The organism is Arthrobacter sp. K4-10C (assembly GCF_059090085.1).
The window spans coordinates 220,704-236,034 of record NZ_JBNHFI010000008.1; the positions used below are offsets into that span (position 1 = coordinate 220,704).

18 protein-coding genes are annotated in these 15,331 nt (G+C 66.3%); 7 read left to right on the top strand and 11 right to left on the bottom strand.

The features are described from left to right. Positions 1-14 precede the first annotated feature (14 nt). From AC5RUU_RS13245 to AC5RUU_RS13260, 4 genes are read right to left on the bottom strand one after another with little or no spacing between them, the layout of a single operon-like run. Positions 15-1,304, bottom strand: a complete 1,290-nt coding sequence (locus AC5RUU_RS13245) for an N-acetylglucosamine-6-phosphate deacetylase (protein ID WP_493975662.1) — start codon at positions 1,302-1,304, stop codon at positions 15-17. Continuing rightward, positions 1,301-2,116, bottom strand: coding sequence for a copper homeostasis protein CutC (locus tag AC5RUU_RS13250; RefSeq protein ID WP_493975663.1), 816 nt, complete (start codon positions 2,114-2,116; stop codon positions 1,301-1,303). The genes AC5RUU_RS13245 and AC5RUU_RS13250 overlap by 4 nt, the downstream gene beginning before the upstream one ends. After that, positions 2,101-2,880, bottom strand: a complete 780-nt coding sequence (gene nagB / locus AC5RUU_RS13255; protein WP_493975664.1) for a glucosamine-6-phosphate deaminase — start codon at positions 2,878-2,880, stop codon at positions 2,101-2,103. Before nagB ends, AC5RUU_RS13250 begins: the two co-directional genes overlap by 16 nt. Before the next feature lie 50 nt (positions 2,881-2,930). Continuing rightward, entirely contained in the window at positions 2,931-4,181 is a 1,251-nt protein-coding gene (locus tag AC5RUU_RS13260) for a PTS transporter subunit EIIC (RefSeq protein ID WP_493975665.1), read from the bottom strand. Between the two features lie 230 nt (positions 4,182-4,411). Between AC5RUU_RS13260 and AC5RUU_RS13265 the strand changes: the two genes are divergently transcribed. Further along, positions 4,412-4,642, top strand: coding sequence for a PTS sugar transporter subunit IIB (locus tag AC5RUU_RS13265; protein WP_493975666.1), 231 nt, complete (start codon positions 4,412-4,414; stop codon positions 4,640-4,642). Beyond that, positions 4,642-5,100, top strand: a complete 459-nt coding sequence (locus AC5RUU_RS13270; RefSeq protein WP_493975667.1) for a PTS sugar transporter subunit IIA — start codon at positions 4,642-4,644, stop codon at positions 5,098-5,100. Before AC5RUU_RS13265 ends, AC5RUU_RS13270 begins: the two co-directional genes overlap by 1 nt. 47 nt (positions 5,101-5,147) lie before the next feature. Here AC5RUU_RS13270 and AC5RUU_RS13275 read toward each other — a convergent pair whose 3' ends face one another. Beyond that, the gene (locus AC5RUU_RS13275) at positions 5,148-5,891 is read right to left on the bottom strand and encodes a GntR family transcriptional regulator (protein WP_493975668.1); all 744 of its coding nucleotides are present in this window, start codon (positions 5,889-5,891) and stop codon (positions 5,148-5,150) included. Positions 5,892-6,024: 133 nt separating this feature from the next. On the opposite strand from AC5RUU_RS13275, the gene AC5RUU_RS13280 reads away from it, so the two are divergent. After that, on the top strand, positions 6,025-6,867 hold the full coding sequence (locus AC5RUU_RS13280; RefSeq protein WP_493975669.1) for a hypothetical protein: 843 nt from the start codon (positions 6,025-6,027) through the stop codon (positions 6,865-6,867). A gap of 69 nt (positions 6,868-6,936) precedes the next feature. Here the strand turns inward: AC5RUU_RS13280 and AC5RUU_RS13285 are convergent, their stop codons facing one another. Beyond that, on the bottom strand, positions 6,937-8,424 hold the full coding sequence (locus AC5RUU_RS13285; RefSeq protein WP_493975670.1) for a cation:dicarboxylate symporter family transporter: 1,488 nt from the start codon (positions 8,422-8,424) through the stop codon (positions 6,937-6,939). A 111-nt stretch (positions 8,425-8,535) separates the two neighbouring features. Next, on the bottom strand, positions 8,536-9,153 hold the full coding sequence (locus AC5RUU_RS13290) for a nucleoside/nucleotide kinase family protein (RefSeq protein WP_493975671.1): 618 nt from the start codon (positions 9,151-9,153) through the stop codon (positions 8,536-8,538). Between the two features lie 214 nt (positions 9,154-9,367). Here AC5RUU_RS13290 and AC5RUU_RS13295 point away from each other — a divergent pair, with 214 nt between their 5' ends. Both AC5RUU_RS13295 and AC5RUU_RS13300 read left to right on the top strand, forming a co-directional pair. Then, positions 9,368-9,640 (top strand): hypothetical protein, encoded by a 273-nt coding sequence (locus tag AC5RUU_RS13295; RefSeq protein ID WP_493975672.1) that lies wholly within the window; start codon positions 9,368-9,370, stop codon positions 9,638-9,640. Between the two features lies 1 nt (position 9,641). Continuing rightward, on the top strand, positions 9,642-10,574 hold the full coding sequence (locus AC5RUU_RS13300) for a threonine/serine dehydratase (RefSeq protein ID WP_493975673.1): 933 nt from the start codon (positions 9,642-9,644) through the stop codon (positions 10,572-10,574). A gap of 34 nt (positions 10,575-10,608) precedes the next feature. Here the strand turns inward: AC5RUU_RS13300 and AC5RUU_RS13305 are convergent, their stop codons facing one another. Continuing rightward, entirely contained in the window at positions 10,609-10,947 is a 339-nt protein-coding gene (locus AC5RUU_RS13305; protein ID WP_493975674.1) for a hypothetical protein, read from the bottom strand. Between the two features lie 152 nt (positions 10,948-11,099). Between AC5RUU_RS13305 and AC5RUU_RS13310 the strand changes: the two genes are divergently transcribed. Continuing rightward, complete coding sequence (locus tag AC5RUU_RS13310; RefSeq protein ID WP_493975675.1) at positions 11,100-12,056, top strand: SMP-30/gluconolactonase/LRE family protein; 957 nt, start codon at positions 11,100-11,102, stop codon at positions 12,054-12,056. 80 nt (positions 12,057-12,136) lie between these two features. Here the strand turns inward: AC5RUU_RS13310 and AC5RUU_RS13315 are convergent, their stop codons facing one another. From AC5RUU_RS13315 to AC5RUU_RS13325, 3 genes are all read right to left on the bottom strand, one after another. After that, a complete protein-coding gene (locus AC5RUU_RS13315) occupies positions 12,137-12,778 on the bottom strand; it encodes an NADPH-dependent F420 reductase (RefSeq protein ID WP_493975676.1) in 642 nt (213 codons plus the stop codon). 70 nt (positions 12,779-12,848) lie between these two features. Beyond that, positions 12,849-13,517 carry a YitT family protein gene (locus AC5RUU_RS13320; protein WP_493975709.1) on the bottom strand — a complete coding sequence of 223 codons (669 nt, stop codon included), beginning with the start codon at positions 13,515-13,517 and terminating at the stop codon, positions 12,849-12,851. A gap of 11 nt (positions 13,518-13,528) precedes the next feature. Then, positions 13,529-14,623 carry a histidinol-phosphate transaminase gene (locus AC5RUU_RS13325; protein WP_493975677.1) on the bottom strand — a complete coding sequence of 365 codons (1,095 nt, stop codon included), beginning with the start codon at positions 14,621-14,623 and terminating at the stop codon, positions 13,529-13,531. A gap of 91 nt (positions 14,624-14,714) precedes the next feature. Here AC5RUU_RS13325 and AC5RUU_RS13330 point away from each other — a divergent pair, with 91 nt between their 5' ends. Beyond that, positions 14,715-15,197, top strand: a complete 483-nt coding sequence (locus AC5RUU_RS13330) for an Lrp/AsnC family transcriptional regulator (RefSeq protein WP_493975678.1) — start codon at positions 14,715-14,717, stop codon at positions 15,195-15,197. Positions 15,198-15,331 lie beyond the last annotated feature (134 nt).

Below are 15,331 nucleotides of genomic sequence, written 5' to 3' on the forward strand. Positions count from 1 at the left end.
CTGGAAACCCCATGTCAGCTGGCAGGTGGGGTGGTTCCCAGTCGGGGTATTCGCTTGCCCTGCTCGAGTGCGGTCACCCATTCACCGCGGCGCAGTACCCCCGCCAGATTGAGTGCGGGATCCACCACGACGACGTCGGCGGGCATTCCTGCGCGCAGCTCGCCTGCCTGGGAGGACAGACCGAGGACCGCGGCCGGTACAGCGCTTGCGGCCAGGATGGCGTCCTGCAGGGGGACGCCTGCGGCGACGGTGGTGCGGACAACGTCCAGCAGGGTGGCGGTTCCGCCGGCGATGGCTCCGGTGCTGTCCACCCGGGCCACGCCATGGTCCACTGTGACGGCAAGCGAACCGAGCTGGTATGCCCCGTCCTGCAGGCCGGTGGCGGCCATGGAGTCGGTGACGAGTGCGATATTTTCGGCGCCGACCAGGTCGAAGACGAGCTTGACCGTTTCCGGTGCCAGGTGGACGCCGTCTGCTATCAGTTCCACAACGGCGTTGCCGGCGCGGGCAGCAGCGAGGCTTGCCGATACCGGGCCGGGGGAGCGGTGGTGGAGGCCGGGCATGGCGTTGAACAGGTGCGTAACGGTGGGCCGGAAGCGTCCGGTCGCGTTCGCGGGACCGGCCAGACCGGCGGCCGCCTGTTCCAGGAATTCGGCCGCCGCGGCGGCGTTGGCAGCGGTGTGTCCGAGGGATGGAATGATGCCGCGCGGCGCGAGCAGGTCCACCAGACGGGACGCGCCGGGAAGTTCCGCCGCCAGCGTCATGGAAACCAGGGAAGGCCCGGCGGCTTCAAGCAGTTCGGCCGCCAATGTGGTATCCGGTTGGAGGAGCAACGCCGGATCATGCGCGCCGCATTGCCCGGACGCGAGGAAGGGTCCTTCCAAATGGGAGCCGGCAATGAGGCCTTCCTCTGCGAGGACGCGCAGTACGCAGAGGTTCCGCACAAGGTTTTCCGGTGATCCGGTGACGAGGCTGGCCAGGAATGTGGTGGTTCCCCGGCTGTGCAGGTAGCGGGCCGCTGACCGGGCGCCGTCGGGGGATCCCTCTGAGAAGTCCGAGCCGTGCGCGCCGTGGCAGTGCAGGTCTACCAAACCGGGCAGCAGGATGTGTCCGGCGGCGCTGCCCTGAACGGCACCAACCGGTCCAGCCTCCCCACGAAAGTCCCGTGCGGGCTCACTTTCCCCGCGGAATTCCGGCGCCGGGCCCGCGTAGGTGATGACACCGCCGTCGATCACTACGATGCCGTCGGCGATGTCCATGCTTCCGGTGACGAGGCGGCCGTGGAGGACGGTTTCGTGGCTCATGCTTCCAGGCCTTCCGGTGTGTATGCCGCAGTTACTGCCGTAGCCATCGCGGCGGCCAGGGTGGGGTCCGCGGCAGGTGCCCGGTCCGTGCCGGACACTCCCTGGCGGGGCCTGGCGGAAGTGTGGACTGCGTGGACGCCGCTGTGGAGGAGCGACGGTACCAGCTCCAGGGTCACCCCGCCGCCAGCCATGACCTGGACCGACGGCGCGTGGGTGCGTCCGACGTCCACGAGCCGGGCGAGCATGCCAAGGCCCGTGGTGCAGTCCGGGCTGCCGCCGCTGGTAAGGACCCGGTTTACCCCCGCTTGTTCCACCCGGGCCAGGGCCTCGGCGGGGTCCACCCCCGCTGCGAGGACGGCGTCGAAGGCCCGGTGGAACGTCACTTCCGCGGACGGTTTGTGGCGTCGTGCCACTTCAGCGATGCGCCGGACGGCGGGGACGTCCGGTCCGCCGTCGGCCGCCAGCACGCCCACCACCACGCCTGCGGCGCCGGCGTCGATCGCCGCTGCCACGTCATGCTCGATTACTTCGAGCTCCCCGGCCGAGTAGGTGAAGTTGCCGGGCCGGGGCCGTACCAGGACATGTACAGGCAGGCCGACGCTGCAGGCCTGCTCTATCGTGCCGATGCTCGGCGTGATGCCTTCGGTCTCGGCCAGGGCTGCGCAGAGCTCCACGCGCGCGGCGCCGACGGCGGCAGCCAGCCGCACGCCGTCGGCGTCCTCCACGGCCAGTTCGAGCAGGGGCGCCGTGACAGCTGCCCCGGCTGCGCCCGGCCCGGCCCCGCCCGGTCCCGTGCTCAGAGTCCCTGCCATGCCGGCTTCCGGCCGAAGGCGTCCGTGTAGTAGTCGCGGTGCTTAAGCCGGGAGGCCGCGGCCTCGTCCACCAGGACGGACACGTGCGGGTGAAGCTGGAGCGCGGACGCCGGGCAGATCGCGGCGACCGGACCTTCCACGGCGGCCGCGATTGCTTCCGCTTTGGACTCTCCCATCGCGAGCAGCAGCAGGTGCCGGGCCTCGCGGATGGTGCCCAAACCCTGGGTGAGGACATGGTCCGGGACATCGTCCGCGGAGTCGAAGAAGCGGGCGTTGTCCTGCCGGGTCTGCCGGGTGAGCGTCTTGATGCGCGTGCGGGAGCCCAACGAGGACATTGGCTCGTTGAACCCCACGTGCCCGTCCGTGCCGATGCCCAGGATCTGGATGTCCACCCCGCCCGCTGCTGCGATCCGGCCCTCGTACCGGGCCGCTTCGGCTTCCGGGTCCTCCGCCATCCCGTCCAGCCCGTGCACCGCATCCGGAGCGAAGTCCACCCTGGCGGTGAACTCGTCACGGATCACCGAGTGGTAGGACTGCGGATGCGCCGGAGGCAACCCCACGTACTCGTCCAGGAGGAACGCCTGCGCCTGGGCGAAACTCAGGCCGCCGGTCCGGTGCCGCTCAATAAGCTCCTGGTACGTACCCAGAGGAGTGGAGCCGGTGGCCAGGCCCAGGACGGACGGGCCGCGGCGGACTTGTTCCTCGACGGTGTCCGCGGCCGTACGGGCCACATCGGCAGGAGCGGGAAGGATGATGATTTCCATGCGGAGATGCTTTCGGTTGGTAATTACAGGATCAAGACGACGGGCAAGGCCTACTTGGCAGCCTCGGTGTCCACCGTGACCTCGTCGTCCTCCCGGCCGGGGGTGCGGAGGTTCCAGCGCTTGATGACGAAGGAGAAAAGGAAGTAGTAAATCACCGCGTAGCCCAGCCCGATGGGGATGAGCAGCCAGCCGTTCTGCGATTTGCCGAAGTTGAGGACGAAGTCGATCAGGCCCGCCGAGAACGTAAAGCCGTGGTGGATGTCCAGGGCGTTGACCAGGGCCATGGATGTTCCGGTCAGGACGGCGTGGACGATGTACAGGGGGAAGGCCACGAACATGAACGCGTACTCAAGCGGTTCGGTGATGCCGGTGAAGAAGGCGGTAAGCGCGGTGGAGAGCATGATGCCGCCCACGATCTTCTTCTGTGAGGGCTTGGCGTGGCGCCACATGGCAAGGGCCGCCGCCGGCAAGCCGAACATCATGATGGGGAAGAAGCCCGTCATGAAGACGCCAGCCGCAGGGTCGCCGGCGAAGAAGCGGTTCAGGTCGCCGCGGACCAGCTGGCCGGAGGCGTCCGTGTAGTCGCCGATCAGGAACCACAGCCCCGAGTTGAGGATGTGGTGCAGGCCCGCGGGGAGGAGCATGCGGTTGGCGAAGCCGTAGATGCCGCCGCCAAGTTCCGGGTTCCCGGCCACGGCCTGGCCGGCCGCCGAGAGGCCGGCGTTGAAGAGCGGGTAGAAGAGGGCAAGGACGACGCCGGCAACCAGGCTGGTGACGGACGTCAGGATGGGCACCAGGCGGCGGCCGCTGAAGAAGCCCAGGAAGTCGGGCAGCTTGGTGCGGTAGAACCGTTGCCACAATACGGCGGAGAGCAGGCCCACCACGATGCCCGCGAGTACGCCGTAGTTGATGACGGCCTGCTTACCGGCCGGATCCACCTGCCCGGCCAGGACAAGCGGTGACATGGCCTTGAAGACACCGTCGATCACCATGTAGCCCACCACGGCTGCCAGAGCGGTGGAGCCGTCCGCCTTCTTGGCCCAGCCGATGGCGATGCCGACGGCGAAGATCAGCGGCAGCCAGGTGAACACTGCGTTGCCGGCAGCGGAGATGACGGCGGCGCCGCCTTCGAACCCGGGGATGGCGCCGAGCAGGTCGGGCTGGCCGATGCGTAGCAGCAGGCCCGCGGCGGGAAGGACGGCGATGGGAAGCATCAGGCAGCGGCCAAGCCGCTGGAGGGTTGCGAAGGCGCGGTTTGGCTTCTTCTCCGGAGCCAGGGCCGCGGTCTCGGATGTTGACATGGGTACACCTCTGCGGGTTGGGGATGGGGGCTTGTGAAGAGACGGTTCCAGCCGGTACTGTCTGGTTATGACCAGTTCAGTGTGATTCATCCCACGACCGGCTGTCAAGGTCAGGGGCAACACGCTCCGGGCTGTTGGTTCGAAGCGGAGAAAGCCAGAATTGGTCGCACCGGTCCGCCGGTCCGGTGCCGAAGAAGTGCTCCCAGCGGGCACCGTCAGAAAGGGCAGCCATGTCCAAAGCAGAAAAGATCATTGAAGGCCTGGGCGGAGCCGCGAACATCGTCGAGGTGGAAGCCTGCATCACCCGACTTCGCACCGAGGTGAAGGATGGTTCGCTGGTGAACGAAGCGTCGCTGAAGGCCGCCGGAGCCCATGGCGTGCTCGCTGCCGGGACGGCCGTCCAGGTGATTGTCGGGCCCGAGGCAGACGCCCTGGCCGAAGACATCGAGGACCTCCTCTAGTGGCGGAGTCCCTGGTTGTCCTTGCTCCCATCAGTGGAGCAGTGGTGCCGCTGTCCGATGTTCCCGATCCAGTGTTCGCAGGACAGATGGTGGGTTCCGGTGCGGCCGTTGAGCCGCCGGCCGGCGGGACGTTCGAGGTCGTGTCCCCGCTTTCGGGGAAAGTGGTCAAGCTCCTGCCGCACGCCTTTGTGGTGGTGGGGGAGTCAGGCCGCGGTGTGCTGACCCACGTGGGCATCGACACCGTGAAGCTCAAGGGCGACGGCTTCAAGCTGCTGATCGCCCAGGGCGACACCGTCATTGCCGGGGAGCCCATCATGCATGTGGACCCGGCCCCCGCCCTGGCCGCCGGCTACTCGATGGTGAGTCCCGTCGTCGTACTCGACACCAAGCCGGACACGGCAACACTGCTGGCGGACGGCGCCGTAGCCGCGGGCGCCACCCTGTTCGCGCTGGACTGACCGCCGCGGGAATGGCGTGCTGCTGGGGTGGTTCCCGGCAGTAAGGCCTAGAGCCGGACTTCCATGTTGAGGGAATAGCGGTCGGACCGGTACCACGAGCGTGAGTGCTCGATGGCCAAGGCGCCTGAGTAGGAAACCCGGTCAAAGGCCAGGACCGGCGCTCCGGTTCCGGTTCCGAGGAGCGCCCCCACGTCGGCGGGGGCGCCCTCGGACCGGACGCTTTGCCGTGCGCGGTCGATCTGGTGGCCGAACTGGCCGGCCAGTGCCTTGTACACGGAGCCTGTCAGGTCGATGTCCAGCAGCCCGGCGGCGTGCTGGGGGTTGTACCAGGCATCGTCGACGCTGACCGGGCGGCCGTCGGCCAGGCGGAGCCGGCGCAGGTGGATGGCCTCTGATCCCCGGGGCAGGCTGAGCGCCTCCGCTGTGTCGTTCGGTGCGGAGGCCGACTCCGCCACCAGCACCACGGTGCTGGGGGCGTGGCCCATCGCCTCCATTTCCTGGGTGAACGAAGCCAGGTGCAGCGTGGACTGGACCGGGGAGTCGGCCACGAAGGTGCCTTTCGCCGGAACCCGGACCAGGTGCCCCTCGTTGACCAGGCGGCCGATCGCGGCCCGGACAGTGATGCGGCTGACGCCGTAGGAGTCCATGAGCGTCCGCTCGCTGGGGAGCCGTGCGCCGGGGCCCAGTTCCTCCTTGGCCAGCCGCAGGATGATCAGCCGGAGCTGCTCATGCTTGGGGACCTGCGAGTTGTTGATGGCCGCCCTCGCTGTGCCGGTAGGTGTGGCGGACAATGTTGCCCCTCTTGGTCTGTGGAGCGGTCCGGTGCGGACCACTACTCGGATTATTCCACAAGGTGCACTTGGTGTCCGGACCCTTTACGCTGGGAACCCTAAGCATGCTTGCTATTTCGAAAGGATCGTTTTCATGCGGAAAGTTCCGGCGCTTGGATTGATGACTGCGGCGATGCTGGCCCTGGCCGGCTGCACGGGCGGAGGCGGCGGGGCCGCCAGCCCCGCCGCCACCGCAACGGCCTCCGCTACCGGGGATGGCAAGGTGTACACCGAGGATGAGCTGCGCAGCCTGATTTCCGGCAAGGCTGACACAGACGGAAACGAGCTGAAGCTCTACTCGAAGGAGCAGGTGGACCAGGGCGGGAACATCGCAAACCTGCTGCTGAGCGCCGCGTCCATGAACCCTGAAGACTGCAAGGACATTGCCACCGCCGGCCTGCTGGACACCGTGGAGAATGGCGAGGTCGCCGTCGCGGTCTCCGAAGGAAACCAGCCCCGCACACTCTCCGCGCAATCCAGCGGTGAAGGCGAGGATGCCGAGCGGGTGCTCACCGACATCAAGGGAAAGATGGGCCGGTGCGCCACCTTCACGGTTGAGGCCCTGGGCCAGAGCTATGAAGTCTCCAGTGAGGAACTGCAGGCCCGGACTGACGCCGAGGAAACCTTTGCCACCCTCAGCACCCGCGGCGGCGAGAACCAGCAAAAGCTGATGCAGGTGTCCGCTGCCGAGGAGAGGCTGCTGGTGGTGGCGACGAAGAGCGGCTCCGATCTGGGCGACGCGGACCGGAAGGAACTTGAGGACCTCATCAATGAGGTGCTTCGGCAGGCGGACGACGGCGGCGCCACCTCCAGCCCGACGTCAACCTCCACAGCCACTTCCACGGGCACGGCCTCGCCGCGCGATACAGCGTCACCGACGGCTACGGAAACCGACGACACCGCGACGTCGACGGCTTCGCCGACCGAGTCACGCTGATTGCAGCGAGCAGGGCGGGCAGGACCGGATGGTCCTGCCCGCCCTCGCTGTAGATGCCGAGCGTCGGGTTCAGTCCGGGCTGTTGCCTGTTCCCACCCGCTCCGCCTTGCTCATCTGGAACTGTGGGATTTCCTGCGGATTGGGCCCGCCCCGGAACTTGGGTGAGGGGCCCTGCCCTTCGCTGAGCCGCTGCATTTCCTGGTCTTCGAAGACTTCTTCCTTGCCCAGCATGATGGCCGAGTCATGGTTGGTGATCTCGCCCTTGAAGGCGCGCAGCATCACGCTGCGGTCGAATTGGCCCTCCCACTTGGACACGACGAACGTTGCGACGCAGTTGCCCAGCAGGTTCACCACCACCCGCATGGAGTCCATGAGCCGATCGGCACCGAGGAGGAGCGCCACGCCGGCAACCGGGAAGATGCCCAGGGCGGCGGCGGTTGCCGAGAGGGCAAGGAAGGAGGATCCCGGAACCCCGGCCATGCCCTTGGACGTGAGCAGCAGGATCCCGAGGGCGGCCAGCTGCTGGCCGAGGTCCAGGTTGTGGCCGAAGGCCTGGGCGAGGAACAGCAGGGAGATGGACAGGTAGATTGCCGCGCCGTCCAGGTTGAAGGAGTATCCGGTGGGAACCACCAGGCCGGTGGTGGCGCGGGAGCAGCCGGCGTTGGTCAGCTTGGTCATGATGCGGGGCATGACCGCCTCGGTGGACGCGGTTCCGAGGGCCAGCAGGAACTCTTCCCGCGTGTACTTCAGGAACTGCCAGAGCGGAACGCGTGCGGTGGCCCAGGCCACGATGAACAGGAGGCCAATGAAGACGACGGCGGCTCCGTAGCAGGCGGCGATCAGGAGCGCGTAGGTGCTGAGCGTGTCCAGTCCGTACTGGCCGATGATGAACGCCATGGCTCCGAAGGCGCCGATGGGGGCCATTTTCATGATCCAGGACATGATCTTGAAAATGAGCTCCAGGACGGTTTCCATGAGGCTGATGACGGGCATGCACTTGTCGCGTCCGATGACCACGATCGCTGCGCCGAAGAACACGGAGAAGAACAGCACCTGCAGGAGGCTGTTGTTGGCGAATGCCCCGATGACGCTTGCCGGGATGACATCCAGGATGAAGGATGCGGCATCCTTGGGTGCGCCTGCTCCGGTCTTGGCATCCAGGTCCGCCTGGGAGAGTGTTGCGGGATCGATGTTCAAACCTGCGCCGGGTTGGACGATGTTGGCCACCACCAGCCCGAACACGAGGGCGAACGAAGTTGCCGCTGTGAAGTAGACCAGGGCCTTGACCCCAACCCGTCCCACCGCCTTGACGTCGCCTACGGCTGAAATTCCGGTGACGATCACCAGGAAGATCAGCGGCGCGATGATCATCTTGATGAGTTTGATGAAGCCATCTCCGAGCGGCCTCAGTTGGGAGCCGAGGTCCGGCCAGAAATGCCCCAGAAGGACACCTGCCACGACGGCGATCAGAATCTGGAAGAACAGCGACTGGTACAGCCGTTTCTTCTTCGCGGGCACCGAACTCGCCTTCAGTGCCTCAGGGTTTGGGATCTTCATTGACCTTTGCCTATCAATCGGGGAACGTCCCGCCATGCGGGCCTAAGCCCAAGGTAATCCCGCTCACACTTCTTCCGCAAGAGGAAATTGTATTTCCACTATGCGAAAGTGCTAATTCTTCTTTGTGACTGTTTTGCTTGAGGCGCTCTCCGCCTGGCGCTCCTGGATCTGCTCCGTAACCTGGCCCAGCCGTTTGGCGAGTTCCGGCGCCGGTACGGAGGCGTCCACCTTCACGAAGTCCTTGTATTCCGGCAGTTGCAGGTAGGCATCCCGGAACGCGATGAGATCCTCCAGCGTTTCGTCGTCTGTTCCGCGGGCAACAATCCGCCGGTGCGCCTCGCCCGGATCAATATCCAGGTGAACCACCGCGTCCGGGGCAGGAAGCGCTTTGAGGAGCCAGGGCAGGAAGCGGCCGCGGGGCAGTCCTTTGGCAGTGCGCAGGGCAAGCTGGCAGTACAGGTGGCGGTCCATCAGCACCAGCCCTTCCAAGCGGCTCGCGCGCAGGTGGGAGGCCAATACATTCCACACACGGAAGGTGGTTTCCACGGCGTCCGCCAGGCGGTGGGGCAGCCGGATCCCCGCCCTGGCGGCCAGGATGGACATGCTGCGCCGGCCGGCGTGGTTGTTCAGCAGCAGGGCCTTGCCGCCGCGCGCCTGCATGGCTGATACCAGGGCGCGGGCCGCCGTGGACTTCCCGGAACCGTCGATCCCGGTAAGGACAATGATCACGTGGCCTCCTTCAGCAAGGGGTTTAACGCCCGAGGTTCCCGCAAAGTCCCGGTTGAGGGGGAAATCACAGCTAACCGGGCGGTTTTCACCGGTTGCGCCGGCCATCACAGGTTCCCCGCTTCCAAGCGATCAGCCCGCTGAAACCGTAGGCTGGAAAGCGGCCGGGCCAGCCCGGCCGGAAGCAGCCACTTCCTCCAAGGTGAAAGGCAGCACCATGACCACATCGAATGACGAGCCCCTGAACGACGCAGACCTTCGCGGCCCCGGCGATCCTGACGAAGCCCGGACCGGCGCCGGTGAAGCGAAGGAGGCTCCGCAAAGCGGCCAGCATCCTGAGCTTCCCAACGCAGCCAACATCCGCGAGGAGCAGCAGGCCCATGCGGGCGGTACCGTGCCGGCATCGTATGTCGGCAGCGGCGGGCCGGGCCAGGAGCACAAGCCCGAGGAAGCCCTCCAGGAGCCCGGAACCTGGGACGACGAAGTCTGACGTGATCACCCGTGCCGACGTCGACCAGGCTGCGGACCGGACCGCGGGCCTCACCCGCCTGACTCCCGTGATGGAAGCTGACCGGGATGCATTCCCAGGCCCGGTCTGGCTCAAGTGCGAGTTCATGCAGCACACCGGGACCTTCAAGGCGCGGGGTGCTTTGAACCGGATCCTGGCAAGCAAGGAACGCGGCGAACTGCGGCCGGACGTGGGGGTAGTGGTGGCTTCCGGCGGGAACGCCGGCCTCGCCAACGCCTATGCGGCGGCCCGGCTTGGCGTCCCCGCCACGGTATTCGTTCCCGCCGCCGCACCCGAAGTCAAAGTCAGAAAGCTCAAGGCCATCGGCGCAACCGTGGTGCAGGGCGGCGCGGAATACGCCGAGGCGTACCAGGCGGCCGTGGCCCACGCCCGGGAAACCGGCGCGGTGTACTGCCACGCCTACGACCAGCCCGAAATCGCGGCCGGTGCAGGAACCGTTGGCTCCGAGTTGCTGGAGCAGGTCCCGGGCGTGGACACCGTCCTGGTTGCCGTCGGCGGAGGCGGACTGATGGCAGGCATCGCTGCCGCCGTGGAAGGCCATGCAGAAGTTGTGGCCGTGGAACCGGAAAGCGCACCCACCCTTCATGCGGCCCTCGCAGCGGGAGAACCTGTTGACGTGGCGGTGTCCGGCGTCGCGGCGGACTCGCTGGGCGCCCGCCGCATCGGTGACATCGGCTTCTCCCTGGCGGTCCGCACCGGCGTCGAAAGCGTCCTGGTGTCCGATGACGACATCATTCAAGCACGCACGAAGCTCTGGAGTACGTACCGGATGGCCGTGGAGCACGGTGCCGCGGCCGCCTATGCTGCCCTCACGAGCGGCGCCTTCGTGCCGCACCCGGACCAGCGCGTGGCTGTGATCCTCTGCGGAGCCAACACCGACCCGGCCACCCTGTAGCCCAGGAGGCCCGGACCGGGTCCGCGGCGGATGCTTAGCTGCAGAACTCCCTGTAGCTGTTGCTGGCCTGCTCGTAACCTGCCTGGAGTTCGGTGAGCTTGGCTTCGTCCGGCGTCTCCTTCGCCTGCTCGTCCGTGTACTCGAGGATCGACTCGAGCGCGGGCTTCAGGTCGTCGGAAGCGACCGCGTGGATGGGGCGGATCTGGTTTGCCAGCCGGTTCATGCCCGTCTTGCCGGCGTTGTTGGCAGGGTTCGACACAACGGACTGGATCCGCTCGCAGGTCTCAGCGGTGGACAGTTGGTGGGAGGCGGAGCAGGCTGTAGCCGAAGCAACCAGGCCGGCGGCGAACAGGACTGTGGCGAATTTCTTCATGGATCCCTCAGTAGTCGTTTGAGGTTTCGATTGTAAGCAGATTGGGGGCTCCGATGCCTTGGCCGGCCCCTCTGCCGGCACTTAAACTGGCTGTACCATCGTGCGGAGCTGCCGCAGAGGGCCCCGCGCATCATCCAAATCCAGGAAGCATTATGCGCCGAACAGTACAACGCCGTGCAGTCATCGGGTTCATCGCTTTAATGGCCCTCATCCTTCCCACAGCCGTTCCCGCCACCGCCGGGGAGTCCCCGGCGAACGGCGTCATAGTGCTCGACGGCGCCACCTCCGCCGAGGGTATCGCGGCCGGGCGCGGGACCACTTTCTATGCCGGGGAGCTGATGACCGGCGACATCTTCAAGGGGGACATCCGGGAGGGTAAGGCCACTCGGTTCATTGATGCACCCGCGGATCGGCGGGCTGCGGGAATGAAGTTCGATGCCCGCAACAACCTGTTGTTCGTTGCCGGCGGCGAAACCGGGAAGGCCTTCGTCTACAACACTAAGTCCAGGGAAGCCGTGGGTGCTTTCGACCTTGCGCCGGGCTTCATCAATGACGTCACCCTCACCGAGGACGGGGCCTGGTTCACCAACTCGGCCCGCGGGGAGCTCTACCGCTTGAAGGTGAGCTGGGACGGCAAGCGGGGATACGTGAAAACGTTGCCCTTGATTGGACCGGCCGGTGGCATAACCGGGGCATTCAATGTGAACGGCATTGCTTCCGTCAAAGACGGCCGGGTGCTGATTGTTGCGCACTCGAATGACAAGGCCCTTTACACGGTCAACCCAAAGAGCGGAGAAAGCGCGCTCATTCGGGGTGTGAGTGTGCCCAACGTTGACGGCATTGTGGTCCGCGGCAAGACGGTGTGGGCGGTCCAGAATTTCCTGAACCAAATCAGCCGGATCAAGCTCAGCCATGATCTGTCCTCGGGCGCTGTCCGGGACGTCATCACGAGCCCGAACTTCAATATCCCCACGACGGCTGCACTGTTCGGAAACACGCTCGCGGTGGTGAACGCGCAGTTCAACCAACTGCCACCCACACCCCACGAAGTGGTGCTGGTTCCCGCGCGGCAGCACGGCCACGATCACGAGGACGATCGCGACCACTAACCGCATCCGACTGGCAGCAGACGCACCGGAACCGAAGTTCGGCGACGCCTGCTGCCAGCCCAGGTTTGCGCGGAGGCGGGTCAGATGGTCCGCGGGGCCTCGGCCAGGTTTTCCTTCAGCTCGGCCGCGTTCTGCCGCACCACATATGCCGGGCGGTCACGTTCCACACGCCAGCTCTCCTCCAGCAGCCCGATATTGACGGTGTCGAAGCCGAACTCGTCATACAGCCGGGTCACCAGTTCGGCGGCTTCCGGATAATCGCTGGCCGTTGCCAGGGCCCGGCGGTTCTCGGAACCCGTGGGAGTGCCATCGGTGGTGATCTGCGACGCCATGATGTGGTTGAAGCCCTTGGCCACCTTGGATTCCGGCAGGTGTTCCTGGAGCAGCCCGGACGTGGTGGCCTCGCCGTTATCCAGGGCCGGGATGCGGCCGTCCCGCTCCCAATAGTAGTTGTTCGTGTCGATGACGATCTTGCCGGCCAGCGGCTCCACCGGGACGTCCTTGTAGTTCTTCAGCGGGACACTGACCACGGCGAAGTCGCCGGCTGCTGCTGCCTCTGCCGCGGTAGCCGCCCGTGCCTTCGGCCCGAGTTCCGCCACCAGGCCCGCCAGTGTCCCGGGCCCGCGGGAGTTGCTGATAACTACGTCGTAGCCCAGCTCCACCGCCTTCCGGGCAACCTGGCTTCCAATGTGTCCTGCACCGATGATTCCGATTGTTGTCATATCCCCGGCAACAGCGGCTTCCGCGGGGATATTTCAGCCGGTTTTCGGGAATAAACAGCGGTCCCGGCGGCTACTTTCCGAGATACCGTCCGGGCCGGTGGTTCAGTGCGAGGATGAGGTTCAGCAGGGTGGCGCCCACGGCGGACAGCAGCACCGTCAACGGTGCCACCAGCGCCAGGGCCGCGAGCACGATGGCCACATCGAGCACCATCTGCACATACCCGGCGCGCCACTTCAGTTTCTCCTGGAGCAGCAGGGCCAGGATGCTGAAGCCGCCCAGGCTGGACTTGTGCCGGAACAGGATGAGCAGCCCGACGCCGGCCAGCAGGTTTCCGCCCAGCACGCCGTAGGCGGGATCAATCTCCAGCGGCCCCAGCGCCCACGGGTGCAGGCTGGCCATAGCCGAGACCACGGCCACGGCCACACCGGTGCGCAGCGCGAAGTTCCAGCCCTTCTTCCAGACCGCCAGGCCAAAAAAGGGCACGTTCACCCCGAAGAAGATGACACCGAACGGCAGCGGCAGGGTGTAGCTGAGCAGCAGCGCCAAGCCCGCCGTCCCGCCGGTGACGGCCTCGCTTGACTTGAGCAGGTACAGGCCCAGCGAAGCGGCGAATGTTCCGGTGAGGATTCCCAGGACATCCTCGAGCAGGGAATGACGGACTGCCGACGGCGGCGCGGCGGGTGCCGTCGTCGCGGTTCCTTGCACCGTGCTTCCGGCAGAGGCGGCGGGTTTGGGAATGATGGCCGTACTCACTGGGGAGCAAACCTTCCGCGGTCCGAAAGGACCGCCAGCACGCGGTCATTCGTTTCCTTGTCCGCCAAGGTGATGCGGACGCCGTCGCCCGCGTAGCCACGGGCGAGGATATCCGCCTCGGCCAGTGCGCCCAGCAACTGTTCGCGCAGCTCATCTGATGCTCGGAGCCAGTAGAAGTTGGCCTGGCTGTCCGGGACGTCCCAGCCGAACCCGCGGAGGGCGCCGATGACACGGGTGCGCTCCTCGGCCACCGCACCGGTCCGCGCAGCAATTTCTTCACCGGCTGCCAGCGATGCCACGGCCGCGGCCTGGGCCATCCGGTTGACTCCGAAGGGAATGGCCGTGCGGCGGAGCCCGTCAGCCAGGACGGGACGGGCAATGGCGTAGCCGATCCGAAGGCCGGCGAGCCCGTACGCCTTCGAGAAGGTGCGCAGGATGCACAGGTTGGGGTACCGCCGGTAGAACTCCAGTGAAACCAGGCCGGGTGCACGCTGGTATTCGATGTACGCTTCGTCCAGCACCACAAGGACCCGGGACGGCACGGCCTGGAGGAACTTCTCCAGTGCGTCAGCGCCAATGGATACGCCCGTGGGATTGTTGGGGGAGCACAGGATCACCAGACGGGTGCGGCCAGTGATGGCCGCGGCCATGGCGGTGAGGTCGTGCTGCTCGTTGTCCAGCAGCGGGACCGGGACAGGCGCGGCGCCGGCCACGTTGACCAGGATGGGATACGCCTCGAAGGACCGCCAGGCAAAGACCACCTCGTCCCCGGCATCGCAGACGGCGTGGATGATCTGCTGCAGCACGCCGGAACTGCCGGGGCCGGCCGCGATCTCGTCTGCTGAAACCCCATGGTGGAGGGCGATGGCCTCCCGAACATCAACCACGCCCATGTTGGGGTACCGGTGGATCCGGCCGGCTTCCGCGGCAACAACCCCGACGACGGACGGCAGCGGAGCGAAGTGGCTTTCGTTCGAAGCCAGGGCGGCTGTCAATTCCGATTCGGCGCTCTTACCGGCAACGTAAGCGGGAAGGTTCGCGACGGCGGCGCGCAGCGCGGGTGCGGCCGCTTCGGGAAGGATGCTGGTCATACAGGCATCGTGGGGCAGTGGCGCAGCTTTGCGCAACACGCTCCCTTCCAGCAGGACAGATCCGGGACTGAAGCGGGAATGAAGTGTCAAAATGCTCAGTATGCACCTCATTGATGCTCTGGACGCCGAGATCCTCCTCACACTCGACCAGGATCCGCAGGCAACAGTCCTGTCCCTGTCCCGAACACTCGGGGTTGCCCGCAATACCGTCCATGCACGGCTGCGGCGCCTGGTGAACGACGGGAGCCTGGCGCCGTTCAGCCAGCGGGTCCGGACGCAGGCGCTGGGGCTTCCGCTTATCGCCTTCATCTCGATCTCCATCAGCCAGTCCGCCAGTGACGAGGCAATGGCCGCGCTGCGGACCATCCCGGAAATCATCGAAATGCATGCCACCACCGGTGACGCCGACCTGCTGGCCAAGGTGGCCGCGAAGGACCCGGCCGACCTCCACCGGGTGACCAACGCGATGCTGGCGATTGCCGGCGTCGTCCGCACCAGCACGGCCATGTCCCTGGTGGAGGTCATGCCCACGCGGACCGTGCCGCTGTTGAAGGCGGCGGCAGGACGGAAGTAGGCGCTGGAAGCCTAACAGGCACGTAAGGGAACAATTTCTCCCAAAAAGTACCGGAACAGCCCTTGACCCGCCGCCCGAACCGCTGATAAACGTTAAGGGCAGAAAGCGTTTTCCGCGCACTCCACCCCTCCGGT